The sequence below is a fragment of the Clostridium sp. genome, from assembly GCF_029267215.1.
In the GTDB taxonomy this organism is placed as follows: domain Bacteria; phylum Bacillota; class Clostridia; order Clostridiales; family Clostridiaceae; genus Sarcina.
Map to the genome: position 1 here is coordinate 17,759 of NZ_JARIDH010000066.1, position 25,408 is coordinate 43,166.

The 25,408-nt window shown below is 28.2% G+C and carries 25 protein-coding genes, 1 riboswitch and 1 other annotated feature; of the genes, 4 read left to right on the forward strand and 21 right to left on the reverse strand.

What is annotated here, in order from left to right:
• Positions 1-140: 140 nt before the first annotated feature.
• The 3 genes from epsC to Q1K13_RS11015 form a co-directional block, all read right to left on the reverse strand.
• Positions 141-650, reverse strand: a complete 510-nt coding sequence (gene epsC / locus Q1K13_RS11005) for a serine O-acetyltransferase EpsC (protein ID WP_300350761.1) — start codon at positions 648-650, stop codon at positions 141-143.
• A 19-nt stretch (positions 651-669) separates the two neighbouring features.
• Positions 670-1,569 carry a cysteine synthase A gene (cysK, locus tag Q1K13_RS11010; RefSeq protein WP_300350763.1) on the reverse strand — a complete coding sequence of 300 codons (900 nt, stop codon included), beginning with the start codon at positions 1,567-1,569 and terminating at the stop codon, positions 670-672.
• A gap of 42 nt (positions 1,570-1,611) precedes the next feature.
• Positions 1,612-1,850: a binding site (T-box leader), on the reverse strand.
• A 59-nt stretch (positions 1,851-1,909) separates the two neighbouring features.
• Positions 1,910-3,181: a magnesium transporter gene (locus Q1K13_RS11015; RefSeq protein ID WP_300350765.1), complete on the reverse strand. Its 1,272-nt coding sequence runs from the start codon at positions 3,179-3,181 to the stop codon at positions 1,910-1,912.
• 334 nt (positions 3,182-3,515) lie between these two features.
• Between Q1K13_RS11015 and Q1K13_RS11020 the strand changes: the two genes are divergently transcribed.
• The 3 genes from Q1K13_RS11020 to Q1K13_RS11030 are packed head-to-tail and all read left to right on the forward strand — an operon-like array spanning position 3,516 to position 5,667.
• Positions 3,516-4,304, forward strand: a complete 789-nt coding sequence (locus Q1K13_RS11020; protein ID WP_300350767.1) for an amino acid ABC transporter substrate-binding protein — start codon at positions 3,516-3,518, stop codon at positions 4,302-4,304.
• Positions 4,305-4,320: 16 nt separating this feature from the next.
• Positions 4,321-4,962, forward strand: coding sequence for an amino acid ABC transporter permease (locus tag Q1K13_RS11025; RefSeq protein WP_300350769.1), 642 nt, complete (start codon positions 4,321-4,323; stop codon positions 4,960-4,962).
• Positions 4,963-4,974: 12 nt separating this feature from the next.
• Positions 4,975-5,667: an amino acid ABC transporter ATP-binding protein gene (locus Q1K13_RS11030; protein ID WP_300350771.1), complete on the forward strand. Its 693-nt coding sequence runs from the start codon at positions 4,975-4,977 to the stop codon at positions 5,665-5,667.
• Positions 5,668-5,788: 121 nt separating this feature from the next.
• Here Q1K13_RS11030 and Q1K13_RS11035 read toward each other — a convergent pair whose 3' ends face one another.
• The 3 genes from Q1K13_RS11035 to Q1K13_RS11045 all read right to left on the reverse strand — a co-directional run bounded on the left by Q1K13_RS11035 (position 5,789) and on the right by Q1K13_RS11045 (position 7,927).
• On the reverse strand, positions 5,789-6,232 hold the full coding sequence (locus Q1K13_RS11035; RefSeq protein ID WP_300350773.1) for a hypothetical protein: 444 nt from the start codon (positions 6,230-6,232) through the stop codon (positions 5,789-5,791).
• Positions 6,233-6,300: 68 nt separating this feature from the next.
• Positions 6,301-6,684, reverse strand: a complete 384-nt coding sequence (locus Q1K13_RS11040) for a hypothetical protein (RefSeq protein WP_300350775.1) — start codon at positions 6,682-6,684, stop codon at positions 6,301-6,303.
• 361 nt (positions 6,685-7,045) lie between these two features.
• Positions 7,046-7,927: a YegS/Rv2252/BmrU family lipid kinase gene (locus tag Q1K13_RS11045; protein ID WP_300350778.1), complete on the reverse strand. Its 882-nt coding sequence runs from the start codon at positions 7,925-7,927 to the stop codon at positions 7,046-7,048.
• A 244-nt stretch (positions 7,928-8,171) separates the two neighbouring features.
• Here Q1K13_RS11045 and pssA point away from each other — a divergent pair, with 244 nt between their 5' ends.
• Complete coding sequence (gene pssA / locus Q1K13_RS11050; protein WP_300350780.1) at positions 8,172-8,693, forward strand: CDP-diacylglycerol--serine O-phosphatidyltransferase; 522 nt, start codon at positions 8,172-8,174, stop codon at positions 8,691-8,693.
• Positions 8,694-8,763: 70 nt separating this feature from the next.
• Here pssA and Q1K13_RS11055 read toward each other — a convergent pair whose 3' ends face one another.
• From Q1K13_RS11055 to Q1K13_RS11125, 15 genes are all read right to left on the reverse strand, one after another.
• Entirely contained in the window at positions 8,764-9,114 is a 351-nt protein-coding gene (locus Q1K13_RS11055; RefSeq protein WP_300350783.1) for a hypothetical protein, read from the reverse strand.
• 16 nt (positions 9,115-9,130) lie between these two features.
• Entirely contained in the window at positions 9,131-9,667 is a 537-nt protein-coding gene (locus tag Q1K13_RS11060; protein WP_300350785.1) for a rubrerythrin family protein, read from the reverse strand.
• 50 nt (positions 9,668-9,717) lie between these two features.
• On the reverse strand, positions 9,718-11,067 hold the full coding sequence (locus Q1K13_RS11065) for a SpoVR family protein (RefSeq protein WP_300350787.1): 1,350 nt from the start codon (positions 11,065-11,067) through the stop codon (positions 9,718-9,720).
• A gap of 25 nt (positions 11,068-11,092) precedes the next feature.
• Positions 11,093-12,268, reverse strand: coding sequence for a sporulation protein YhbH (yhbH, locus tag Q1K13_RS11070; RefSeq protein ID WP_300350790.1), 1,176 nt, complete (start codon positions 12,266-12,268; stop codon positions 11,093-11,095).
• A gap of 3 nt (positions 12,269-12,271) precedes the next feature.
• On the reverse strand, positions 12,272-14,194 hold the full coding sequence (locus Q1K13_RS11075) for a PrkA family serine protein kinase (RefSeq protein WP_300350792.1): 1,923 nt from the start codon (positions 14,192-14,194) through the stop codon (positions 12,272-12,274).
• A 111-nt stretch (positions 14,195-14,305) separates the two neighbouring features.
• Positions 14,306-16,084, reverse strand: a complete 1,779-nt coding sequence (gene recQ, locus Q1K13_RS11080; RefSeq protein ID WP_300350795.1) for a DNA helicase RecQ — start codon at positions 16,082-16,084, stop codon at positions 14,306-14,308.
• 281 nt (positions 16,085-16,365) lie between these two features.
• On the reverse strand, positions 16,366-16,989 hold the full coding sequence (gene thiE, locus Q1K13_RS11085) for a thiamine phosphate synthase (protein ID WP_300350798.1): 624 nt from the start codon (positions 16,987-16,989) through the stop codon (positions 16,366-16,368).
• The gene (gene thiM / locus Q1K13_RS11090; RefSeq protein WP_300350801.1) at positions 16,982-17,779 is read right to left on the reverse strand and encodes a hydroxyethylthiazole kinase; all 798 of its coding nucleotides are present in this window, start codon (positions 17,777-17,779) and stop codon (positions 16,982-16,984) included. The genes thiE and thiM overlap by 8 nt, the downstream gene beginning before the upstream one ends.
• 2 nt (positions 17,780-17,781) lie before the next feature.
• Positions 17,782-18,585 (reverse strand): bifunctional hydroxymethylpyrimidine kinase/phosphomethylpyrimidine kinase, encoded by an 804-nt coding sequence (thiD, locus tag Q1K13_RS11095; RefSeq protein WP_300350803.1) that lies wholly within the window; start codon positions 18,583-18,585, stop codon positions 17,782-17,784.
• An 80-nt stretch (positions 18,586-18,665) separates the two neighbouring features.
• A riboswitch (TPP riboswitch) is annotated at positions 18,666-18,774 on the reverse strand.
• Between the two features lie 72 nt (positions 18,775-18,846).
• The gene (locus Q1K13_RS11100; protein WP_300350806.1) at positions 18,847-20,739 is read right to left on the reverse strand and encodes an ABC transporter substrate-binding protein; all 1,893 of its coding nucleotides are present in this window, start codon (positions 20,737-20,739) and stop codon (positions 18,847-18,849) included.
• 92 nt (positions 20,740-20,831) lie between these two features.
• Positions 20,832-22,211, reverse strand: coding sequence for a glycoside hydrolase family 1 protein (locus tag Q1K13_RS11105; protein ID WP_300350809.1), 1,380 nt, complete (start codon positions 22,209-22,211; stop codon positions 20,832-20,834).
• A 35-nt stretch (positions 22,212-22,246) separates the two neighbouring features.
• Positions 22,247-22,507: a hypothetical protein gene (locus Q1K13_RS11110; RefSeq protein ID WP_300350811.1), complete on the reverse strand. Its 261-nt coding sequence runs from the start codon at positions 22,505-22,507 to the stop codon at positions 22,247-22,249.
• Positions 22,462-23,487, reverse strand: a complete 1,026-nt coding sequence (locus Q1K13_RS11115) for an ABC transporter ATP-binding protein (RefSeq protein WP_300350813.1) — start codon at positions 23,485-23,487, stop codon at positions 22,462-22,464. The genes Q1K13_RS11110 and Q1K13_RS11115 overlap by 46 nt, the downstream gene beginning before the upstream one ends.
• Complete coding sequence (locus Q1K13_RS11120; protein WP_300350815.1) at positions 23,484-24,485, reverse strand: ABC transporter ATP-binding protein; 1,002 nt, start codon at positions 24,483-24,485, stop codon at positions 23,484-23,486. The genes Q1K13_RS11115 and Q1K13_RS11120 overlap by 4 nt, the downstream gene beginning before the upstream one ends.
• A gap of 12 nt (positions 24,486-24,497) precedes the next feature.
• Positions 24,498-25,406: an ABC transporter permease gene (locus tag Q1K13_RS11125; RefSeq protein ID WP_300350817.1), complete on the reverse strand. Its 909-nt coding sequence runs from the start codon at positions 25,404-25,406 to the stop codon at positions 24,498-24,500.
• Positions 25,407-25,408: the final 2 nt, after the last annotated feature.

The following is a 25,408-nucleotide window of genomic DNA, read 5'->3' on the forward strand; positions in this document are numbered from 1 at the left end:
AACTCTTTTTTTAAAATTTTCTTAATAAATTTAAATATTTATCTTATTAACTTCATATGTAAATAAGTATTGATTTAGAGATAACTTGCCTATAAAATAAAAAATATCTCTAAAATCAATACTTCTCTTTAATCAATAAACTAATTCTTTATAACCGCAGGTATTCCAACAGCTGTTTTTCCTTCTGGAACATCTTTTAAAACCACAGCATTAGCACCTACTTTAGAATTATCTCCTAATTCTATAGGCCCTAAAACCTTAGCACCACAGCCAATTATAACATTGTCTCCCACTGTCGGATGCCTTTTTCCTTTATGCTTTCCTGTTCCTCCCAAAGTAACACCATGATATATTGTCACATTATCACCAACTTCTGCTGTTTCTCCAATTACTACACCCATTCCATGATCTATAAATAAGCCTTTTCCAATCTTAGCACCTGGATGTATTTCTATTCCTGTAAAAAATCTTCCAAGTTGAGAAACTAATCTTGCTAAAAAGAATCTCTTCCACCTATATAATTTATTTGCTATTCTATAAAAAATTAAAACATGAATATTTGGATAAAGCATTAATACTTCTAACTTTGTTCTAGCAGCTGGATCATTTTTCATAACATTTTCTATATCATATTTAAGTCTTTCAAACAAACTTTTCACTCCTATTTAATTACTCAAATAGTCCTGTTGAGAAATATTTTTCTCCCCCATCAGGAGCTATTACAACAATCTTTTTATCCTTACCTAATTTCTCTCTTATTTCTTTTGCTCCAACTAAGGCTGCCCCTGAAGATATTCCAACTAATATACCTTCTTTTTGTGAGAATTCCTTAGCCATCTTAAATGCATCTTCATTTGTAACCTTAATTATTTCATCAACAACAGTTTCATCATATATCTTTGGTATAAATCCTGCCCCAATTCCTTGAATTTTATGACTTCCTGATTGTTCACCTGATAATACTGCTGAAGTGCTAGGTTCAACAGCAACCACTTTAATATTAGGGTTTATCTCTTTTAATCTCTTACCTATACCACTTATTGTTCCACCAGTTCCAACCCCCGCTACAAAAACATCAACCTCTTTAACATCTTTTATTATTTCCTCTGCTGTTGTTTCATAATGTTTCTTAGGATTTGCTTTATTTAAAAATTGTTGTGGCATAAAGTATCCTTTTTCCTTAACTAACCTTTCAGCTTCTAAAATAGCTCCTTTCATCCCCTTACTTCCTTCAGTCAATATAATTTCAGCTCCATAAGCCTTTATCATATCTATTCTTTCTTTACTCATAGTTTCAGGCATAGTTAATATAACTTTATACCCTTTAAATTTCCCAATCATAGAAATAGCAATCCCTGTATTTCCACTAGTGGGTTCAACTATTACTCCCCCTTCTTTTAATAGCCCTTCTTTTTCAGCTTCTTCAATCATTCCTAAAGCTGCCCTATCTTTTATGCTTCCACCAGGATTAAATTTCTCTAACTTAACAAAAACATTTTTATCCAAACTTTTTTCCGCTTCTAATATTGGTGTATTTCCTATTAAAGCTAAAACATTTTTAAAAACCATATAATTTTCCTCCTTAAATATATAATAAAAAATCCCTACCTATTTAGAGACGAAGCTTATGCTCCGTGGTTCCACTCTAATTAGGTAAAGACCTCACTTAATCAAGTACAATAAATACTCTATCACTTTAACGGGTGATCCTCGAAAATTCCTACTATTTAAGTAAATTCAAAATTTCTGTTCAAAAGCGCACTTCTTATAAAGCTTAAGTGAAAGATTTCCAGCCCCACTTTCTCTCTGCAACCTATCTTTATAATACTTTACTTTATCACAACATTTATCCGACTATTTCGATATGAATTGTATATTTTTATTATATGCATTTATTAAATTTTGTCAACTAATCTGTATGCTTTTTCTTAAATTTTTTCTTTAAGTTGTTTGGAATTAATTCATCAACTATATCATGAATCAAAACTATTCCAACTAATTTTTCTTCATAATCAACAACTGGAATAGATATTAAATCATACTTAGTTGATTTTTCTATTGCATCTTCTATAGTACTATCTATATTAACGCTTATGGAAGAAGTATGCATAATTTCCTTAAGTCTATCATCATATTCATTCATTATTAAATCTCTTAAAGTAACAACTCCTTTTAACCTATCTTCCTCATCAGTTATGTAAACATAATACATAACTTCCTCATCGGCATTTAACTCTCTTAAAAGCTCTGTTGTTTCTTTTACTGTAAGATCTAAATTAAATGATATGAAATCTTTATTCATTATACTTCCTACTGATTCATGGGAATATCCCATAAGTTCCTTAACTTCTTTTGCATCCTCATTTTCTAAAGCAATAAGAACCTTTTCTCTTTCCTCTTCATCAAGTTCGTCTATAATATCTGCAATCTCATCATTTGGAATATTTTCAAAAAGTTCAGCTGTCTGTGAATGAGAAAGCCCCTTTATAATACTGCTTTGAACCTCAGGTTCAATTTCTTCTAAAGTATCTGCTGCTAAGTCCTCATTTAAACTATCAAAGACTTTTTTTCTATTAGTAGCATCTAATTCTTCTAATATATCAGCTAAATCTGCTGGGTGAAGTTTTTGTAATTTTTTATAGGGTATAGCTAGTTTTAAATTTTCATTTATCATTTCTAAAGACTCAACATCTTCCCACATAATAACTTTTTCTTGGAATTTTTCTTTAAATACCTTAGCTAATATCTTACCTAATGTCTCCATTCCTTTTCTTCTAAACTTAACTATTTTTCCAGTTTCAACTGCTATTACTCTAAATTCCCCAGCAATTTTTACAATTCTTAAATCATCAACTTTTACAACTTTCTTTCCATTTATATCTACTATTTTTCTATCTAATAAATTCTGTGATAATAAATAACTATAATTTCTAGGTAAAATCTCTCTACTTCCTCTTATTTGTATTTTTATTTTACCATTATCCTTTTGATAAAAGTCTATGCTCTTAAATTCATAGTCAAATATACTACCATCTCTTTTAACCTTGTATCCTATTATTCTTGGATACCCTTCTTCTGTGGTTACATAAACATCCTTTAATATTCCCATTACTTCATTGAATTCATCATATATTTTCCTGTTTATTATGTTACTGTAAAGAAACATTGTTAACTTATTCATTTTACCTCCTCCTTTTAATCCTAAAAATAAATTTTAAAATTAATTTAAATATTAAAAAAAGGAGAATCCATTAAGTTTTCTAAATGGAATTTTCACTCCCTCTTTTTTAATATATTCAACTTTTCCTTGGCACCTATCTTCTCGAGGGCTATCTTCCATTTAGTTTCACCACCTTTTTACAAAAAAATTATACAACTCTCTAATTTATTATATTATATAAACTCTAAATTGCAACTTTTTACTCTTAATTAAAAATAATTTAATTTAAAAATCCAATTGACTTCTTCACTTTATCATGATAAAGTGATAATAAATTAAATCAACGGAGGCGTTTATGAAAAGATTATTATTTTTATTATTAAGTATTTTTATTTTATCAACACTCCTTTATGGTTGTTCCTCAAAAGAAAGTATAAAAGTAAAAGATAAAAATACTGTTGTCATTGGAATTGACGATACTTTTGTTCCAATGGGATTTAGAGATATTAAAGGAAATATTGTTGGATTTGATATAGATTTAGCAAAAGAAGCATTTCATAAAATGGGATTAAAAGTTAAATTTCAACCCATAGATTGGTCAATGAAAGAAACTGAACTTAACAATGGAAATATAGATGTTATATGGAATGGATATACTATGACTCCTGAGAGAGCCAAAAAAGTAGCCTTTTCAAAACCATATCTAAAAAATAGACAAGTTATAGTAACCTTAGCATCTTCTAATATAAATTCTTTAAATGATTTAAAAGGAAAAGAAGTTTCAACTCAAGATGGATCTAGTTCATTAGATGTATTATTTGAAAATCCTAAGTTAGTTTCTACTTTTAAAGGAAAAGAACCTGTTTTATTTGATAGTTTTAACGACTGTTTTATGGACTTAGAAGCTAAAAGAAGTGATGCTGTAGTATGTGATGAAATATTAGCTCAATACTACATGAATAAAAGAGCTAAGGTACCATTTAAAATACTAAAAGAGGATTTAGGAAAGGAAAGCTATAGCGTAGGACTTAGAAAAAACTCTCCACTATTAGCTCCACTTAATAAAACCTTAGAAGAAATGAAAAATGACGGAACCATAAAAAAAATATCAATAAAATGGTTTGGAAAAGATTTAGAGAATTAAGAAGGAGGAAAAAATTTTGGATTATATTATTACATTAATACCTTCAATACTTGAAGGATTAAAAAATACATTAGGAGTTTTTGTTATTACATTATTATTATCAATTCCACTAGGAGTTGTTGTTTCCTTGCTTAGATTGTCAAAAATAAAATGGATAAACAATATATCATCATTTTATGTATGGGTTATGCGTGGAACTCCCCTTTTACTCCAATTAATATTTGTATTTTTTGGACTTCCTATAATAGGAATAAGTATAGACAGATTTCCTTCAGCAATTTTAGCCTTTGTCTTAAATTATGCAGCTTACTTTGGAGAAATATTTAGATCTGGGATAAAAGATGTTCCATCTGGTCAATATGAAGCTTGTGAAATACTTGGTTTTTCAAAATCTTACACATTTAAAAAGATAATATTACCTCAAGCATTTAAAAAGATACTACCTGCTATAGCAAATGAAGTTATCACTCTAGTTAAGGATACTTCCCTAGTATATGTTGTAGGTATTGGAGAGTTATTAAGAGCTGGTAAAATAGCAAGTAATAGAGATGCTTCTTTAGTTCCTCTTTTATTAACTGGTGTTATTTACTTAATCTTAGTTGCAATATTAACAAAATTTTTCAATAAACTTGAGAAAAAATATTCTTATTATAATTAAGGAGGATAAAAAATGATAGAAATTAAAAATTTAGAAAAATCCTTTAAAGGAAACAAAGTATTAAAAAATATAAACTTCTCTCTTTCTGAAGGAGAAATTCTAACATTATTAGGTCCTTCTGGTGCCGGTAAAACAACTATTTTAAGAATATTAAATGGTTTAGAAACCTGTGATAAAGGAAGTATTTTAATCGATGAAGAATATATATGTGATAATGGTAATTATAAAAATTTTTGTGACTTAACTTTTCTTCACAAAAAAATAGGACTAGTTTTTCAAAATTTTAATCTTTTCCCTCACATGAGTATATTAGAAAATTTAATAGTGGCTCCTATTCACACCTTAAATATGAGTAAAAAAGAAGCAATTTCTAAAGCTATGATAATTTTAAAAAATCTAGAATTAGATTCTAAAGCAAATTCATATCCCTTTGAACTTTCAGGTGGGCAAAAACAAAGAGTTGCTATTGGAAGAGCATTAATGTTAAACCCTAAATATATATGCTTTGACGAACCAACATCAGCCTTAGATCCAACACTTACACTAGAAATTGCAAAAATAATAAAAAATTTATCTAAAGATTCCATAGGAGTTCTAATAATAACTCATGACATGGACTTTGCAAAGGAAACTTCTACTCGTGTTATTGAATTGAATTCTGGTGAAATTTTAAATGATTCATTAGCCTGTGATTTTTTCAAATAACCAATTTATTTTTATTTTAAAACCCCAATAAAAAGCTTACAAACATAGTTATGATTAGATACTATTCAAATCACAAGATGATGTTTGTAAGTTTTTTATAAATATTTTATTCCTATACTTTTTAATTAATATTATTCTCTATTTTAACTTTTAGCTCCTTTATTTTTTCATCATTACTATTTCCATTTAAATATTTATCATATTCTGAAATCAAATCTTTTAAAATAGGACTATTCTTAACGCTCTCTACTCCACTTAATTCATTTTCAGCCTTCTTAAGTTCATTCATATAAGTACATTTAAAATTACTCCAATCTTTTTCATCAAAAGATTTATTATTTTCGGCCTCTTTTACTAATCTTTCATAAAGTCCTTTTATTCTAATTTTACCATGTTCCTCCTTAGAATTTTTATCCTCAGGAATTTCATTAGGATCTGGTGAAACTCCTTGTGCTGGATTTATTTGTTGAGTATTTGATTCTTCAGGAATTCTATCTGATGAACTCTTACATCCAAATGAAAACATAGAAATTCCTATTAAAAAAACTACAAGTATCTTTTTCAAAATTTTCACCTCCAGTAATTTTTAATAGTATTCCCTAAATTATAAAAAAATAAATGGATAGTTAAAAACTATCCATTTAAAAGCACTCTATTTTTTTTAAATGTATTAACAATATAAAAACATAAAAAAGTTAACATACATTCACTTATTACAAATCCATTTAAAAATTTTATTCCTATTAAACTCAGTAAATTTTCACCTAATATAATTACTGATACACATATTAAAAATATTAGCCCATTTTTATTTGAATGACTTTCCTTCTTAAAAAATAAAATAACTCCTAATATAAAAACTATTAAAATCGAATAAATCCCTCTAAAGAAAAGTTCATTTTCAACTCTTATAATATATCCATATTCCCAAGTTGCCTTAAAAAATGGCTTAAATAATAATATCATCCCTAAATAAAAGGCACCTAAAATACAAATTGCCCTATTTATTTTACTCACATTTAACTTATCACTTCTTAAAAATATATAAAAAGCCAATATAATTATTAATGGTATATAAAAAATATCTAAGAAAACCGTATACTTAAAAAAACTCACATAAATTTGTCTATTTACAATACCTAATACAATGAAAGATAATATTCTTGTAATCTGAAATAATAATGCAAAACCTATTGTAAGCCTTATCCTTTTAGGGGAATATTTATAGTTTTCCACCAAATTATTTATAGTAATGAAAATTATAAATAACAAAAATGTGTAATAAATAAATGTTTGATTCATAAATCCTCCTTAAATTATTACTAACCTATTTTGTTTACATATTAAAAGTAATCATTACTATAAATTATTATTAAATCTACTTATTTATTCCTAAAACTTTTATCCCATCTTTTATACATTGAACTCTTAATGGGAAGTTTGGCCCTTTTTCTCCATCTATATCAGTAGCAATATTCTCATCTGATTCTATAAGAAGTTCATCTGTTCTTATATATTCAATTCTTGAATCTTTTAAGTGCTCTCCCTTTAAAACCTTTATAAACATTGGTAATAATTCTGGTATATGACAAGCCTTAAATATAACTACATCTAATAATCCATCTTGAACCTTTGCCTTAGTTGCTAATTTAAAATTACCTGCTGTTTGCCCATTAAAAACAAGCATTATATACATAGGTTCATTAAAAACCTTACCATTTGCTGTTATTTTTATATCAAGCTTTCTGAAATTTGGCAATTCTTCTATACCTTTAATGTAATAAGCTAATTTTCCTATAGTATTTTTTAAATTAGTATCTGTTTTTTGAGACACATCTGTAAATAATCCTGTAGATAATACATTTACAAAGTATGAATCATTAACCTTACCTAAATCCACTCCCATAGGATATGACTCTAGTATTTGCTCAACACAAGCACCTGCATCTTGAGGCATTCCTAAATGTTTTGCAAAATCATTTGCTGTTCCTACTGGAATTATACCTATTGGTAAATCTATATTTCTTTTTTTCATAGCATTTACAACTGTATCTATTGTTCCATCTCCGCCAGCTATTAATATGTATTCATAAGTAGAATCTACTATATCTAAAGAATTTATAACATCTACCCCTTTTTGTATTCTATAAGGAACTATGGTATATCCTTTTTCTTGATGCATAGCTACTATTTTATCAAGCTCTCTTAATATTGCGTTTTCTCCCGAATATGGATTATATATAAATCTTACTTTTTTCACTTTTGCCCCTCCAATTTTAATTCCTTATTATAAATTGCATTGATATTTCTTTTAATTAATGGTATGATTTTTATTATATTACACAAATTCTACAATATTATAAAATTATATCATTTGTTAAAACTATTGTCGATAAAATAGTATTTTATCCTCATTTCTTTTAACATATTTTTGCAATATTATATATTATCATATATATGATGTAATTTTATTGTTGTCAATTAAATTATATAGGAGTGATTGTATGAGAAAAAGTAGTATACCAAATATATTTACTTTCATAAACCTTTCTTTTGGTATATTATCACTATTAGAAACTTTTAAATCAAACTTTTTTTTAGCATCAATATTTATATTATTAGCTGGATTAGTTGATAGATATGATGGTAGAATTGCTCGTTATTTAAATGTTTCTAGCGACCTTGGTAAAGAATTAGATTCATTGGCTGATTTAGTTTCATTTGGTGTTGCACCATCTGTATTAACTTTTCTATGTTATAACTTTGTTAATTTAGGTCCTAAGGGGATAATTGGATATGCTATATTACTTATTTTCCCAATATGTGGAGCTTTCAGATTAGCAAGATATAATGCAACTGAGTTTGATGGTGTGTTTAGAGGAGTACCTATAACAATTGCAGGTGCTGTAGTTGCCTTATTTATATTAATAACTCAAAGTAACCCTATAAACATATTTATTCCATTAATAATAATGATTTTATTCTCTTATTTAATGGTTAGTAAATTAGAATTGAAAAAATTTTAAAAAAAGCCTATTAAAGTTTTTAAACTGTCCTTAATAAATGGTACACTTTATTTCTTTAATAGGCTTTTTATTATTCATCTTCACGATTTGTGGAATTATCAAAAAGCAAATCTTCTTCAACTTCGGTTAAAATAATATCTTTAGATGCCTTTGAATTTAAAATCTCTGATTTAAGCCTTATATATTTAATATAGACATCTTCATTTTCTTTTATTATTTCTAAAACAGAATCTATTATTTCACCCATTTCTTTAACCCTATCTAATGCATCATCTAAATCCCTTTTTCTTACCTTATAAATATTATTTAACTCTCCAGCCGCTCCAACTAATAATCTATAACTATTAACATAGTTATTTAAAAGAGAACTTAAATTTTTTACTTCGTTAAAATGACTTTTGAAAACATCACTATTTCTCATTAAAACTTAGCCCCTTTTACTCTTCGCATAAAAGTTTAAAATAACCTTGCTCATATTTACAAAGAGGACACTCTTTAGGGACTTCTTTTCCTTCATATATATATCCACAGTTTAAACAAATCCATTTAAGCTTATTTTCTGAACTATATAAAGTTCCACTTTTATATTTTTCATATAACTTCATAAATCTTTCTTTATGAGCTTCTTCAACCTCTCTAAGTTCTTTATAAAATTCTGCTATCTCATTGAACCCTTCTTTTTTAGCTGTTTCTTCAAAATCTTTATATATATACTTATATTCATCTGTTTCACCCATAGCAGAGCTCATTAGATTTTCTTCAATACTTCCCACATTATTTAAAAATCTTTTATAAACTTCTCTTGCATGAGCATATTCATTTATTGCAGTTTCATCAAAAACACTTCCAATCCACCTATTCCCTTCTTCTCTAGCCTCTTCTGCAAATAAGTTATACTTTGCTCTTGCTCTACATTCCCCTGCAAATGTTTTATAAAGATTTTTTTCTGTCTGAGATCCTTTTAAATTCTTCATATTATCCTCATCATATATTAATTACCCTATATTTATATGATGATTTTTAATTATTCATCACACATAAATAAAATATCTTCACCATCTTTTCCTTTGCTTGTTAATGTAACTTTTCTTCCCCACAAAGTATTTATATATTTTAATGTCTTTTTAGTATATATAGACTCTAATTCTCTTCCATCAAAAACATGTTCTAAATTTAAAGTCATATCCTTTTTATTAAGTTCCTTAACTCTTATATATGGAATTGATCCTACTCCACATTCATCAGCTATTAAATTCCTAATAGTCATCCATCCTTTATGGTCAGATACTTCATCAACAATATAATCAAAACCCTTTTTAACATACTTAAAAAGATTTAATTCTTCACAAAGTTCAAAAGTTAAATACTTTCTTATAAAAGAATTATCTCTTTCTAAAGCTCTCACCTCAAAAATTTTATCCTTTCCATATCTCTTTTCTATATCTTGAAAAATTCTAAACCCAATATAATAAGGATTTAATCCATATTTAACTGGTGCTACTACATCATTATGCCTTTTTAAAAATTCTAAATGTAAATCCTGTGGTAATTCTAACTTTTTTAATATATTATAATGCCAATAACTTGCCCATCCTTCATTCATAATTTTAGTTTCTATTTGAGGAAGAAAATAAAGACTCTCTCTTCTCACTATCTTTAAAATATTTTTCTCCCACTCTTCTAAATTACTATAATCTATTATGAATTGAATAATATCATCCTCTGGAGTAAAGGGAATTTTACTTACGTCAGGTGGAAGTAAGTCTTCTAAAGTGTCTAAAGGCCCTCTATTAGCTTTTCTCTCATTGAATATTTCTAATATCCTTTTTCTTTCTTCTTCTTTAGACTCCTTTTTTTCCCCAATCACCCTTGGAATTTGATATCTTATAGAATGGGCAGCATCTAATATTCTCTCTACCTGACTGTATCCAATACTAGGATCATTTATATACCCTCTAATAATATCTGCATCTAATTTAAACATTTCTAAAGCGCTATCTGCATCTGTTCCCAATTTAAATAATCTATTATTTTTAAAAAAATCATTATGTCCATACACATGAGCCATAGTTAATATTTGAAGTAACAAGGTGTTATCTTTCATTAAATAAGCTAAACAGGGATTTGAATTTATAACCATTTCATATGGTAATCCAGTAATATTTAGTGAATATAATGTTTTATTTTTTTCATAAGCCTTACCATAACTCCAATGTGGATATTTAGAAGGCATTCCCACATAGGCTTCATAACTTAACATCTCATTATACCCAATAATCTCATATTCCTGAGGATAATAATCTAACCCTTCACCTTTAGCTATTTCTTCTATTTTATTGTTCCATACTTCTAAATCCCTTAAATTATAATCCATATTCTTAAAGCCCCTATCTTTAACATCACATATCTTCTTCCTGTAATTGCTCAGAAAGCATATATTTTATGGAATTCCACAAATCTTTCTTCTCTTTAACAACCACAGAAACAAAATTCTTTTTACTTATTTCTTTTTTGAACCTAGAAAACATTGTTGTAGAATAAGTAGATGGTAAAAGTTCAATATATCCAAACATATTACTTAAATCTGAAATTTCATTTACAGCATTTATAGCTTTTTTATTATCCTCACTCCAGTTATCTCCATCAGAAGCATAGAAAGGATATATATTCCACATACCAGGATTATATTTTTCTTTTATCAAATCAATAGCCATATTTACACCTGATGATATATAAGTTCCACCTGACTCTCCCTTATGAAAAAATTCATACTCTGTAACATTTTTAGCTATTGTTGTATGAGAAATAAATTCAAAAGCTATATTATTATATTTTCTTCTTAAAAATCTTGATAAAACAAAGAAAAATGACCTTGCTAAATATTTCTTTGTATTATCCATAGACCCTGAAACATCCATTATAAATATCATTAAAGCATTACTTTCTTTTCTTGGCTGTTTTTTTACTTTATAATATTTTAAATCATCCTCTCTAAATGGAAATCTTTCTATCTCAGGCGATTTTCCAAGTTCTAATAAAACTCTTTTTTTCCCTTGCTTTCTTGCAATCTTAGACATGACAGTTCTCTTCTTTGCAAGCCTTGGTCTTATTCCATAGTTTTGATATCCTCTTTTTCTAGCTGAACTTTCAACTATTATTTCAGAATATTTCTTTCTATCTAAATTAGGAAGATCAAGATCCTCAACTATATAATCCATAAGTTCCTCTAAGGTTATCTCTGTTTCATATATGTCTTTACCCTCTTGATTTCCAGCTTTATTATTTCCTATAGCTTTTCTCTTGTCACTAGATATTCTATCTCCTCTTCTTTCTTCTCCAGTTCCAGTTGTAACTCCTTTATCATTAGAACCATAAATAAATTGATATTCTTTTATCCCTCTAATTGGAATTTTATATTTTTTATTTTTAGTCTCTCCTATAATACTCTCCTCAGAAAGTATATCTCCTAAATTTTCTTTTATAGACTTTTCAACCAATTGTCTATGGCGCCTTCTATCTTCTATAGATCTATCATGTTCCACTTGATTTTCAGCTTGATATCTAAATATAGCCATATTTTAATCCTTCCATAGGTTATTAGCTGCGTACTTTAATATTACATCGCAACAATGAGGGCAATAACCATTTTTCTCCATTTGATTTACCATTGAATTATATTTCTTATCTTGATCCTTATCTCTTACTCTAGATTTTGTTATTATTCTAGATAAATCTTTTACTGATGCTGTTAACTTCTTTTCAATAGCTTCTTTTAATGGTTCATAAGATCTATAATCTATTTTTCCACCACTTCTAACAACATAGAACATATATGAAGTAACATCTGCTCTAAATCCCTTAGCTGATGCTTCTCCTATATCTATTTGCTCTTCTATACTTCTCATAAACTCTTCATCTGGTTCTAATTCCTCACTAGTTGAAGAATCCTTAATCTTAGTCTTGTTAACATAAGCTTCTGCATTGTCTATATAATTATTAAATAAACTTTCTGCTTGTTCCTTAAATGAATGAATAAATGCTTTAGTTATTTCTTTTTCAAGAATCTTATTATATTCTTTTCTAATAGTATCTTGAATATATCCTAAATATTTTTTCTTATCATCTTGGGATATATCCATATCTTTAACTGATCTTATTATGCTTTCCATAACACTTAATGGATTTATACACTTGTGCTCTGCATTAGATAAGGCATTATCAATAGCTTTTATAATAAATCTTGTTGATATACCTTTCATTCCTTCCATTTTACCTGCTTCTTCCTTAAGCTCTAAAACATCAATTCTCTTTGTAGTTCCCTTTTCTACTATTTCCTCTCCATTATAAAGTTTAAGCTTTGTCATTGGATCTACTTTCATAGATGGAAGTAATCTTGTAAGTATTGCAAACATAGAGGCAATTTCTATGGTATGTGGAGCTATATGAGCCTTAAAATTAGATTTATTTAATATTTTTTCGTAAATCTTTTTCTCTTCACTAAGCTCTAAACAATATGGCACCTCTATTTTTACAATTCTATCTAAAATAGCCTCGTTCGTATGGTCTGATTTAAACTTATTCCACTCAGCTTCATTTGAATGAGCTATAATAAGACCATCAAAATAAATCATAGATCCTTTACCTGGTGATGGAATAGATTTTTCTTGAGTTGCAGTTATAATTGTGTGTAAGTATTCAACATCATTTTTAAACACTTCTATAAACTCAACCATACCTCTATTACCAACATTAAAAGCACCATTTAAAGAGAATATTCTAGGATCATCCTCAGGATACATATCCATTTTAGAAATATCTATAGAACCTGTTAATATTGATGTATCTTGATTATTTGGGTCTACAGGTGGAACAACTCCTATTCCCTTTCTAGATCTTATTGAAAAATTCTTTGTTGAAACTTTAAATTTTTCATACTCTCCATTAAACTCATTTAATAATCTATATTTACATACTGGACATAAATCTCCCTCTATTTTAACTCCTAGCATATTTTCAAAGTCTTTTCTTAAATGTTTAGGAATTAAATGAAGAGGTTCTTCATACATTGGACAACCATCTAAAACATAAATTGGTGGTGCTTCTTCTAATGCTTTTTTAATTACTTCTACCAAAGAAGACTTACCTGCTCCAACTGGTCCTACTAAGTATAAAACCTGTCTTGCCTCTTCTCCTTTCATTGATGCTGAATGAAAGTAATTCATTATTTTCATTATTACAGTATCAATTCCATAGAAATCTTCCTTAAAGAAATTATATTTTTTAATTTTTTCATTTCCATAAATTTTTCTAATCTTAGCATTTTCCTCAGGTCTTAATATTTCAAATCCTTTATCAATTATTATGTCATATATTCTCTTATGAGAAAGCTTTGCAATATCAGGATTATCCTTTAAAATCTCTAAATAATCTATAAATGTTCCATTAAATTTCTCTTTGTTTTGCTTATCCCTATCACTTTTTATAAACTCTTTAAAATCCATGTATAACCCCTCCCTTACCATAAATATATTCAACATACTTTATGTTATATGACAAAATATTTTCTATAGATTCATAAAAACAAACAAAAAAAAATAAAGGGTAGTAATAAACTATCCTTTATTTTTATACCTCTCATAATCTTTTATAGTTGTTATTATGAAACTTCCATATTTAAGTATTTTTTGCTCTCCAAAACCCTTAACCTTTTTAAGGTCCTCCTTACTTTTTGGCATCAAATCTATTATCTCCATAATCATAGAATCAGTAAATATTATGTAAGGTTTAACCCCTTCTTTTCTAGATAAGTCTTTTCTCAAAATTCTAAACTTCTTAAATAATTCTAAATCATTACAAGTAATTTTTTCACTTTCTTTTAAATTAAGAAGAACCCTTTCCTTCCCCTTTAATATGTTAATTGATTTTTGATTTAGCTTAACCATAGAATATGTACCTTCTTTTCTTTCTAAAGCATGTACTTCTATAAGTTCTCTTATTATATCCTTTATAAACTTTGATGTATATTCTTTCATTATTCCAAAGGTACTAAGTTCATATAGTTTATATTTTTCTATTTTAGGGCCGTGAATTCCTCTTAAGATATCTATAAGTACACTCTCTCCAAAAGCCTCTTTTGTTCTATATATACAAGATAATATTTTTTGAGATTCCACTGTTCTATCCTCAAACTCTGTATTCTTCATACAATTGCTACAGTTATTACAATACTTTATGGAATTTTTTTCTCCAAAATAATCTAATATATATTTTCTTAAGCATTCATCATAATTACAAAACCTTATTATATCTTCTAGTTTACTAAATTCTATTGTTTTTCTCTCCATATTAGTTGTAGAACTTATTAAATAATCCATAGTTCTAATATCATATTCACTATAAAGAAGATAGCATTTAGCTAAGCTTCCATCTCTTCCTCCACGGCCAATTTCTTGATAATAACTTTCTATACTTTTAGGAAATGTAGAATGAATAATAAACCTAACATCTGGTTTATCTATACCCATTCCAAAGGCATTAGTTGCAATCATAACATTAAAATTATCATTTAAAAATTCCTCTTGATAATAAATTTTTTCTTTATAATTTAAAGAACCATGATATTTACCTACACTTTTCCCCCTATAAACCATATGTTTATAAAGCTCTTCAACCTCACCTTTAGTTGAGCAATATATAATTCCTGACTCTTCCTCATGTTCACTTATTATCTCGCTTATTTTCTCTATCTTATCAACTTCTTTTAATATATTAATTTCTAAATTATCTCTACTAAAACTTCCTTTATATATGAAAGGATTTTTAAGACCTAAAAGATTTATGGAATCTTTCATAACTTCTTCTGTGGCTGTTGCTGTGAAACAAGTTATAGTTGGTCTATTTTTAAGTTTCTCCACAAATGGTTTTATATTCTCATAACTTTTTCTAAAATCATGCCCCCATATAGAAACGCAGTGAGCCTCATCAATAACTATTTGATTTATTTCTCCCTCTAATATATTTTCTAAAAAAAACTTATTCTTAAGTCTTTCTGGAGAAATATAGAGCATTTTTATATTTCCATTTAGAAAATTGAAAACTCTTTCCTTAACCTCTTCAAAAGAATTATCAGAAGATATATACTCTGCCTTTATTCCAAGCGAATTTAATCCATCAACCTGATCCTTCATAAGAGATATTAAAGGGGAAATAACTAAAGTTCCTCTCTTAAATAAATATGCTGGAATCTCGTAGCAAAGAGATTTGCCCCCTCCTGTAGGAAGAATACAAAATATATCCTGTCCATTTAGTATCCTTTCTATAACCTCTAGCTGTCCTTTTCTAAAATCTCTATATCCAAAAATGTTATTTAATACTTCAAATACTTTTCTCATCTTTTTCTCCTGATTAAAATTAAATAAGGATTTAGTATAACTATATTTTTTTATTATCTTCAATCCATATATTTAAAAAGCTGTTTTTAATAATTATAATACAAAAAATTTTTCAATAAAAACTCTCTTTTAATTAATATCTATTTTAATGTGACTTATTAATAAATTTAAATAAATATAAATTTCTATTATTCCTAAATTATTTCCTTTAAAAATTAATATATTCAAATCACAAAAAAATAGTTTGTATCAAAGTAAACTTTGATACAAACTATTAAATGCTATTTATTAAGAATTTTTAAAAACTCTTTTGATTTTTCATAAATATCTGAAGCTTTCAAAAGTGCTGAAATAACTGCAACTCCATCTAAAAGTTCTAAATGTTCTTCTTTTAAATTATCTGTGTTTATTCCACCTATTCCATAAAGAGGTATATTAGAGACACTTTTTATTTCTTTTAATGTTTCCATGCTCATTAAAGTAGCATCATCTTTGCTGTCTGTTGAGAATAATGCACCTACTCCTAAATTATCCGCTCCTTCTTCTATGGCCTTTATTGCCTCTTCTTTATTATGAACAGTAACACCTATTACTGAATCTTTAGGAAGTATTTTTCTTGCTAAACTTAATGGCATATCATCTTGTCCTATATGAACCCCATGTGACTTCACAGCTAATGCAACATCTATTCTATCATTAACTAAAAATAACGCATTATATCTTTCACATAATTCTCTAAGTTTTAATGCTTCATAACACATATCCTTAGTACTCATATTTTTAGCTCTATACTGAACTATAGTAACTCCTCCTTTTAATGCACTTTCTATTTTTTCTAAAAGCTCATTAAATGGAATTCTATAATCTGTAACTAAATATAAATCCCTTTTTTTTGAATTACTCATAAAAAACTTTTCCCCTCTGACTTATTACATCTTCACTTATAAGTGATAAATTATCTAAAAGTTTATGCTTAAAAGTCATAAGACCTTCCCCTTCTTTTAAACTTTCATAAGCTAATTCTCCACATATCCCAAAAGTTTCTACTGCTTTTACAACCTCTTCAAAACTTAATTCTTTATCATCATAAAAACTTTGAGCAATTGTTAAAAGAGCTCCAAGCATACAGCCTGTTCCTGTGATTTTACTCATCATAGCTACCCCATTTTTAACAACTGCTGATTTTTCTCCATTAGTTATAAAGTCACAAACGCCTGATACCACAATTACAGCATTAATTTCTTTTGAATACTCTTTTATTTTACTCTTAACATTTTCACTTAAATCATCATCAAAGGAATCTATTCCAATTGAATTTGAAGTTTCTCCAATAAGAGTTTTTATTTCAGCTAAATTCCCCTTAATTAAAGTTGGATTTCCCTTTTTAATTATTTCACTAGCAAATTTCTTTCTTAAAGATGAAGCTTGTACACCAACTGGATCTAATACCCTTGGAATTTCTCTTCTCTTTGCAATTTCCATAGCTATTAAAGAAGCTTCCATTTGATATGGCTCTAAAGTCCCTATATTAACTAGAAGTCCACTAGCCATTCCAGTAATATCTTCTAATTCCTCATGATGTGTTGCCATAAGTGGAAGCCCACCATAATTTATTGTTATCTGAGCTAAATCATTAACTGTAACATAGTTAGTTATCATATGTATTAACGGATTTTCTTTTTTTAAAACTCTCATAATTATTCCACCTCATAAAATTTATAAAAATGATGTGTTGGTCCAACACCTTTTCCTAATTTGAATCCGTGCTTTATTGCCTCTGTTATATATTTTTTACCCTCTTTAACAGCATCAACTATATTCATACCCTTAGCTAAATTAGCAGTTATTGCAGATGATAAAGTGCACCCTGTTCCATGAGTATGTTTTGTATTTATTCTTTTCTCTTCAAATATTTCAAAATTTTCTCCATCATAAAGAAGATCTGTTGCTTCTCCTTCTAGATGTCCCCCTTTTATTAAAACATACTTAGCCCCCATTTTTTTAATATCAATAGCAGCTTTTTTCATATCATCTAATGTATGTATTTCTCTATTTAATAACTCCTCAGCTTCTGGTAAATTTGGTGTTATTAAAGTAGCTAAAGGAATTAAATTTTTTACTAATGAATCTTTTGCATCCCTTGATAATAGATTAAATCCACTTTTCGAAATCATAACTGGATCTAATACTATTTGTGGAAGTTTATTAGCCCTTCTTAAGGCTCTACTTATAGCTTCAATTGATTCTATTTTTGATACCATACCTATTTTTATAGCATCTACTTTTATATCATCAAAAATTACATCTATTTGTTTTTCTATAATTTCAGGTGTAACATCCATTATTCCAAAAACCCCCTGAGTATTCTGAGCTGTTATTGCTGTTATAATACTCATTCCAAAAACTCCATTTGCAGAAAATGATTTTATATCAGCTTGTATTCCAGCTCCACCTGAACTATCTGATCCTGCTATTGTTAGTGCATTTATTACTTTAGACAAATATATCCTCTCCTCTTAATAGCTTAATATATAAAAAAAGCATATATAGCCAAGGCTATATATGCTTTAAAATCAATTAAATATATGGTCTTTGGCTTCCCTACGTTGGCATTATCCAAATCAGGTAAAGGGTCAAGAAATTTTATTTCTACTCTCAGCCAGACACAACTGGCACCCCTAGCTTTTATTTTTCTTTTCCTCCAAATCATACCATACACTTTCTTTTTTTTCAATACCACTAAATTTTAATATTTACTAAATTTATTTAACTAGCCATAATTTCCCTTGGTGTAACATCTTATTTAGTATTTGTGGTGTACTTCCATACCAGAAATCCTTTTGTAATAATTCACCTTGTTCTGCATCTGAAAGTGAAAGCTTATCATTGTAAATCTTTACAGCCGTTGATTTTTCAACTACTGGAATGAAGAAACATGATTCATTAGTTAATTGCATCATTGTTTCAGTTAACTCCTCTGTAGTTTCTTTATCATTAGAGTTAAATAACTTATCAATAGTTTGAGTTACATTTATTTTTTCACCTGTTGATGGTACTTCTAAGAATAAATCTTGTCCATCTTCTTTTTTAATTCCTAATCTGTGAGGATATGAATTGTAAAGGTCATTATATGATTCCCATGGATGTGAGAATGTAGTACATGATCCTAAGAATCCATAAGCAAGGTCATGTTTACCAGCATTTACGTATTCCCAATAAGTTGATGAATCCATAGGCTTAAATTCAGTTGTTATACCATACTCTGTTAACATATCACTTGCTGCTTCAACTAATAAGCTTATGCCCTCAGCTGCAAATTCTAACACAACTAATTCTCCATTTTCATCTAACCATTTTCCTTCTTTATTTCTAGTCCATCCTATTGAAGTTAACAATTCATCTGCCTTTTCAGTATTAACATCATATTTTGTTAATGAATCTAAGAAACTCTTATCTGCAAATCTTTCTTGTAAGTTTTCTAAAACACCTGAATTTTTAATATCTCCTGGCCAGAATCCTGGATCTCCTACGCTAACTAAAACGTCTCTATCTATTACATAACTTATAGCCTTTCTAACTTCAACCTTATCAAGTGGTTTTTTGCTTGAGTTTATCATAATTGAAAGTTGTTCCATACCTGGAGAATAGAAAACTCTTAGTTTTCCTTCATATCTTTTTAATATCTCTTTATGTTGATCTGGAGATAATCCAGCTCCATCAACATCAAAGGTTCCATCAATTCTAGCTAAAGCTCCAGCTTCTCCACTACCTGGTTGTTGTATTACAACCTCATCTATATTTGAATCTATTCTATAGTGTTTATTTTCTTTTAATATTGCCTTATCTGAAGTAACCTTCTCAACAGTATATGCTCCAGAATAAACACCTTCTGAAATTGGAGGTTTATTTTTTATAATTCTTGTATTCATATCATTAATTTTCTTTAAAGTTTCTTCTGAGAATGTATAATATCCTGTTTTTTCATCTAATACTCTTTCATTTTCTGAAATTTCTTTAAGTTCTTTTGCAAATTCACCAAAAATATGATCTGGTGCTATTATAGCTGAACTAAAGAATAAATTTAATAATAGTTCTGGTGTGCTATTAAACGTAACCTTAATCTCTGTATCACTTAATTTCTCAATATTCTCTATATATTTCCATATAGAACTTTTACCAACTCTCATATAGGTATTACATAAAATATCCTCTGCATCTAGTGGTGTTCCATCTGACCATTTTAAATCTGGCTTTAATTTCATTGTTAAAACTTTATTTTCAAAAGTATAGCTCTCTAATAATGATGGTTTAAATGATTTTTCTGGGAATGGATTGTAATCTGCTAAATAATCATATAAAAATGGAACTAAGTCCCAGTTAGGTCCTGCTGAATCATATGGATTACCATTTATAGTTTCTGCTGAGTTAAATCCTCCAAGTACTGTTATTGATCCTCCTTCAGCTTTTTCTCCTTCTATTCTAGCTGGCAGATCAGATGGTTTTTGAGTGCTGATCATATCAGCTGTTGTTTGTGGTCTTTTTTCAGAAGCAGAATTATTTGAACTTTCTCCCCCACATCCAATAAATAAAGCTCCTGTTATTGTTGTTGCTAAGATTAAAGCTACAACTTTGCTAGTTTTAGTTCTTTTGAACATATAATTTCCCCCTTAATTCCCTTATTTATATTAATTTTAATTGATAACGCTTTTATTAAAAACTTTTTCTTAATAACTAAATAATATTTAATTTAAAACCCATTGTTTTCAGCTACAATTTTAATCCAATGGGCAGATTTTTTAGGTTTCTTTTCCATTGTTTCTAAGTTTAAAGAAATATACCCATATCTATTTTTATAAGCATTACACCATGACCAACAATCTATACCAGTCCACATATGATATCCTACACAATTTGACCCCTCTAAAATAGCTTTATGAAGCCATTCTAAATGTTCCCTTATGAAGGCTATTCTGTAATCATCTTCTATTATTCCCTCTGGATTTTTGTATTTATCTTCATTTGAAACTCCCATTCCATTTTCAGAAACATACCACTTTATATTCTTATACTCTTCTTGTATAAGCTTAGCCATATCATATAATCCTTTAGGGTAAATTTCCCAACCTCTATCTTTATTTATTCTTTTACCTGCCACTTTGCAATAATCATAATATTTTTCTGGCATCCAAGTATCAGATTTAAATTCACTCTCTTTTTTCTTAACTCTTCTAGGTGCATAATAATTTAACCCTAAAAAATCTACTGTATAATTTTTTATAATATCTAATTCTTCCTCTGTGCTTTCCCAAATAACTCCATCATTTTTCAGAATATCAGTTAATTCTTCTTTAAATATTCCTAATACTCCAGAATCTAGAAATACTCTATCAAATAAATCTGCTTTGTGAGCAGCTTTAACATCTTCTTCGTTGTAATAAGATCTTGGATAAGAAGGAGCCACATTTAATATAATTCCTATCTCTCCATCACAACTTAAATTTCTATATTCTCTAATAGCTTTAGCTGAAGCTAATGCTATATTATAGGATGCTTGCATGAATTTTTTTCCATCTATTAAACATGGGTAATGATATTGGTGCAAATATTGCCCATTAACAATAACTGTAGGTTCATTAAATGTAGTCCAGTATTTAACCCTGTCTCCAAACAATTTAAAGGCAGTTTTTGCAAATTTTGAGAATAAATCTACTACATGTTTAGATTCCCACCCACCAAACTTCTCATATAATTCAATTGGTAAGTCAAAATGATGTAAATTCATAATAACTTCTATATTATTTTTTATACATTCATCTATAATGTTATTGTAAAATCTTACTCCATCTTCATCAGGCTCTCCAGTTTCAAAATCTTTTATCAATCTTGTCCATTGAATTGAAGGTCTATAAGAATTTAATCCTATATTGCTTAACATCTTTATATCTTCTTTATAAGTATTATAAAAATTTGATGTTACGCTAGGTCCAACATTATTAAAAAAAGTATTTGGAGATATCTCATACCAATAATCAAATATATTCTTATGCTTTTTGTTAAATTGCCCCTCTGACTGTGGTCCTGAAGTTGCAGCTCCCCACCAGAATCTTTTCGGGAAATCATGTTTCATAATATTTCTCCTTTTAATCTCTAGCTCCACGAATTTTAATCATATGAATTAATTTTTTTATTAAATTTTTTATATGCAATAAGTGATATTAGAAACAAAATAATATTTAATCCTATTGTTATTAAATATATAACAGTAGCTTCTGATTGTTTATCAACAAAAAACAATCCTATTATGCTAAATATTATAAATGTTATTGATGTTACCATTATTAACTTTATTAAATCTACAACATTTGATAGTGTTATTACTATTCCTTGTTTTTTATTTTTTTTCTTTTTATTGGTTCTTCCCATTTTATTTCTTCTGCAAAGTGACATGCTACAAACCCCTCACCATATTTTCTTAAATTAACTTCTTCTTTTTCACATTTTTCTTTATAATGTGGACATCTAGGATGAAATCTACATCCTGATGGTGGATTAACAGCACTTGGCATATCTATACTTCTTAAAGGTAATTCATTAACAAAGCTTGTTCTCATATTTGGATCTGCAACTGGAACTGCAGATAATAAAGCATGGAAGTATGGATGTTTAGGACTTTTTATTGCATTTTCTATGGAATTCATTTCTATTACTTTCCCTAAATACATAACAACTATTCTTCCATTTTGAGCAATATATCTTGCTGTTGCTAAATCATGCGTGATATATACAAATGAAACATTATATTTCTTATTCATTCTTGACATAAGATCTAGCAAAGATATTCTAAGAGAAACATCTACCATTGAAACTGGTTCATCAGCTACTATAAGTTTAGGTTTAACTGATAAAGCTCTTGCTAATAATATTCTTTGTCTTTGTCCTCCACTTAACTGATGAGGATACTTTTCTAAAAATTGACTAGGAGGATTTAATCCAACTTCATTAAAATATTCACTTAATATTTCAAAAGCTTCTTCTTTATTTTTAGCAATTTTATGCTGTAACAAAGGAAGTGATAAGGTTTGAAATATTGTTCTATTTGGATTTAATGCTGCATAAGAATCTTGATGTACCATTTGAACTGCTAATCTATACTTCTCATATTCCTTCTTACTCAATTTAGACACATCTTTTCCTTCAAAGAAAAGTTGCCCTTCAGTTGGTGCATGTATATCAGTTATAACTTTTCCTAAAGTAGTTTTACCACATCCACTCTCTCCTACAATTGCTACAATTTCTCCTTGATCGACATTTAAATTAACATCCACTAAGGCTCCAACTTTAGCTTTTTTATCTGTATTGCTATTAAAATACATTGATATATTTTTAAGTTCTATTATACTCATAGCTTAACTACCTCTTTCCACATACTACACCTAGAAAATTGTCCTTTTTCAACTTCTATTAATTTGTTACTATTTCCATAGGTTCCCATACATTTTCCTTTAACTTTAAACATACATCTTTCTCCAAATCTACAATCCTTTGATATCCCTATAAGATTTGGAGGTGCTCCTGGAATAGCTTTTCTTGTTTTAACTTCATCAAACAATGATGGTATTGCATTTATTATTCCATAAGTATATGGATGTGATGGCTTTGAAAATATTGTGTAAACATCTCCATATTCCACAACTTGCCCTGCATACATAACAACTATTCTATCTACAACTGATGCTATAATTGATACATCGTGAGTTAAAAATATCATTGTAACTCCAAATTCTGTGTGAATTTTTCTTAAAATATCAATTATATACCACTGAGTTATAACGTCTAATGCTGTAGTTGGTTCATCTAATATTATTACCTCAGGATCTAATAATAAACTTAGAGCAATAATTGTCCTTTGCTTCATTCCTCCACTTAATTGATGTGGATAACAATCTAAGACTTTTTCATCTAACCTAACATACTTAAAAACTTCTTTAGCTTTATTAATTATTTCATCATAATTTCTATTAGGTTCATGAGCTAAAACGGTTTCTAAAACATGTTCTTTTATTTTTAAAACTGGATTCAAAGCATTTTGCGCTGCTTGGAAAACTGTAGCTATATTTGTCCATCTATACTTATTTAACTCTTCACTTGAAAGTTCATTTAAAAAAGTTTCTTTTCCTTCGCCAGCTATATAAGCAACTTTTCCAGAACTTATTTTCCCAGGGGATGTTACTAAATTTAATATGGCTGAGGCTAAAGTAGACTTTCCACTCCCACTCTCTCCAATTACACCTATAATTTCTCCCTTATATATATCTAATGATACATTATCAACTGCTCTTAATTTTCCTCTTTTTGTCTCAAAATCTACTGATATATCTTTTACTTTTAAAATAGGTTCCATTTACTTTCCTCCTTATGATCTTAATCTTGGGTTTAATGCTTCATCTAATCCAGTTGCAAATAAGTAGCATCCTAATTGGAATAAAAGTAATCCTGTAACTGGTGTTAAGAAGTAAACTATTGATGAAGACCCTAATAAGGCACCTGTAGCTGAAAGTGATAAACTAAGCATTACTCCCCAGTGATTTCCCTGGAAAGGAACAAGCCCAAGTACCATTAAACCAATTGCTGAAAGTATTGAACCCTTCATTATGGTTATGAAATTCATAGCTATATATGAAACGATATTTGGTATTATATCGTATCTTATTATATTAAATTTACTAATACCTAAAATCTTACTAGCTTCTATAAAATCTTTATGCTTTATGGCTAAAACCTGAGACCTTATAGATTTCGCAAGCCCTGCCCATGACCATAAAGATAATACAAGACCAAATGTTACAAAATTTTCTATTCTTATTAATAAAGCTAATATCATTGTTATTGGGAAAGTTGGTATAGTTAATATAACGTTAGTTATTAGCATTAAAATAACATCTATTTTCCCTCCTAAAAGACCTGATATAACTCCTACTAAAATTGCAAATAAAATTGCAAATATAGCCGCAACTAAAGCAACCAATAATACATCTTTAGATCCAAGTATAAATTGAGCTAATGTGTCTTTTCCGGCATAATCAGTACCTAATGGATGTTGCCATGATGGTCCCTGTAATCTGTTTAAATAATCAGCTTTAGGTGAATCTAGGAATATAGGTCCTAAAATAGCCATTAATATAAACACTGATAAAATTATAAATCCAGCTCTAGATTGTTTATTTTTCCAAATTATTTTAAATACCCCATCAATCTGAACTTTATTCTCATCTTTTTGTGAATTAATCTTTTTAATATTTTTTTTATTTAAATTTAATTGCATAT

Bases quoted from the DNA above. Each gene is read 5' to 3' on its own strand.
- cysK (WP_300350763.1), bottom strand. From the start codon at position 1,569: ATGGTTTTTAAAAATGTTTTAGCTTTAATAGGAAATACACCAATATTA.
- Q1K13_RS11015 (WP_300350765.1), bottom strand. From the start codon at position 3,181: ATGAATAAGTTAACAATGTTTCTTTACAGTAACATAATAAACAGGAAA.
- Q1K13_RS11020 (WP_300350767.1), top strand. From the start codon at position 3,516: ATGAAAAGATTATTATTTTTATTATTAAGTATTTTTATTTTATCAACA.
- Q1K13_RS11030 (WP_300350771.1), top strand. From the start codon at position 4,975: ATGATAGAAATTAAAAATTTAGAAAAATCCTTTAAAGGAAACAAAGTA.
- pssA (WP_300350780.1), top strand. From the start codon at position 8,172: ATGAGAAAAAGTAGTATACCAAATATATTTACTTTCATAAACCTTTCT.
- Q1K13_RS11055 (WP_300350783.1), bottom strand. From the start codon at position 9,114: ATGAGAAATAGTGATGTTTTCAAAAGTCATTTTAACGAAGTAAAAAAT.
- Q1K13_RS11060 (WP_300350785.1), bottom strand. From the start codon at position 9,667: ATGAAGAATTTAAAAGGATCTCAGACAGAAAAAAATCTTTATAAAACA.
- Q1K13_RS11065 (WP_300350787.1), bottom strand. From the start codon at position 11,067: ATGGATTATAATTTAAGGGATTTAGAAGTATGGAACAATAAAATAGAA.
- yhbH (WP_300350790.1), bottom strand. From the start codon at position 12,268: ATGGCTATATTTAGATATCAAGCTGAAAATCAAGTGGAACATGATAGA.
- Q1K13_RS11075 (WP_300350792.1), bottom strand. From the start codon at position 14,194: ATGGATTTTAAAGAGTTTATAAAAAGTGATAGGGATAAGCAAAACAAA.
- recQ (WP_300350795.1), bottom strand. From the start codon at position 16,084: ATGAGAAAAGTATTTGAAGTATTAAATAACATTTTTGGATATAGAGAT.
- thiE (WP_300350798.1), bottom strand. From the start codon at position 16,989: ATGAGTAATTCAAAAAAAAGGGATTTATATTTAGTTACAGATTATAGA.
- thiM (WP_300350801.1), bottom strand. From the start codon at position 17,779: ATGAGAGTTTTAAAAAAAGAAAATCCGTTAATACATATGATAACTAAC.
- Q1K13_RS11100 (WP_300350806.1), bottom strand. From the start codon at position 20,739: ATGTTCAAAAGAACTAAAACTAGCAAAGTTGTAGCTTTAATCTTAGCA.
- Q1K13_RS11105 (WP_300350809.1), bottom strand. From the start codon at position 22,211: ATGAAACATGATTTCCCGAAAAGATTCTGGTGGGGAGCTGCAACTTCA.
- Q1K13_RS11110 (WP_300350811.1), bottom strand. From the start codon at position 22,507: ATGGGAAGAACCAATAAAAAGAAAAAAAATAAAAAACAAGGAATAGTA.
- Q1K13_RS11115 (WP_300350813.1), bottom strand. From the start codon at position 23,487: ATGAGTATAATAGAACTTAAAAATATATCAATGTATTTTAATAGCAAT.
- Q1K13_RS11120 (WP_300350815.1), bottom strand. From the start codon at position 24,485: ATGGAACCTATTTTAAAAGTAAAAGATATATCAGTAGATTTTGAGACA.
- Q1K13_RS11125 (WP_300350817.1), bottom strand. From the start codon at position 25,406: ATGCAATTAAATTTAAATAAAAAAAATATTAAAAAGATTAATTCACAA.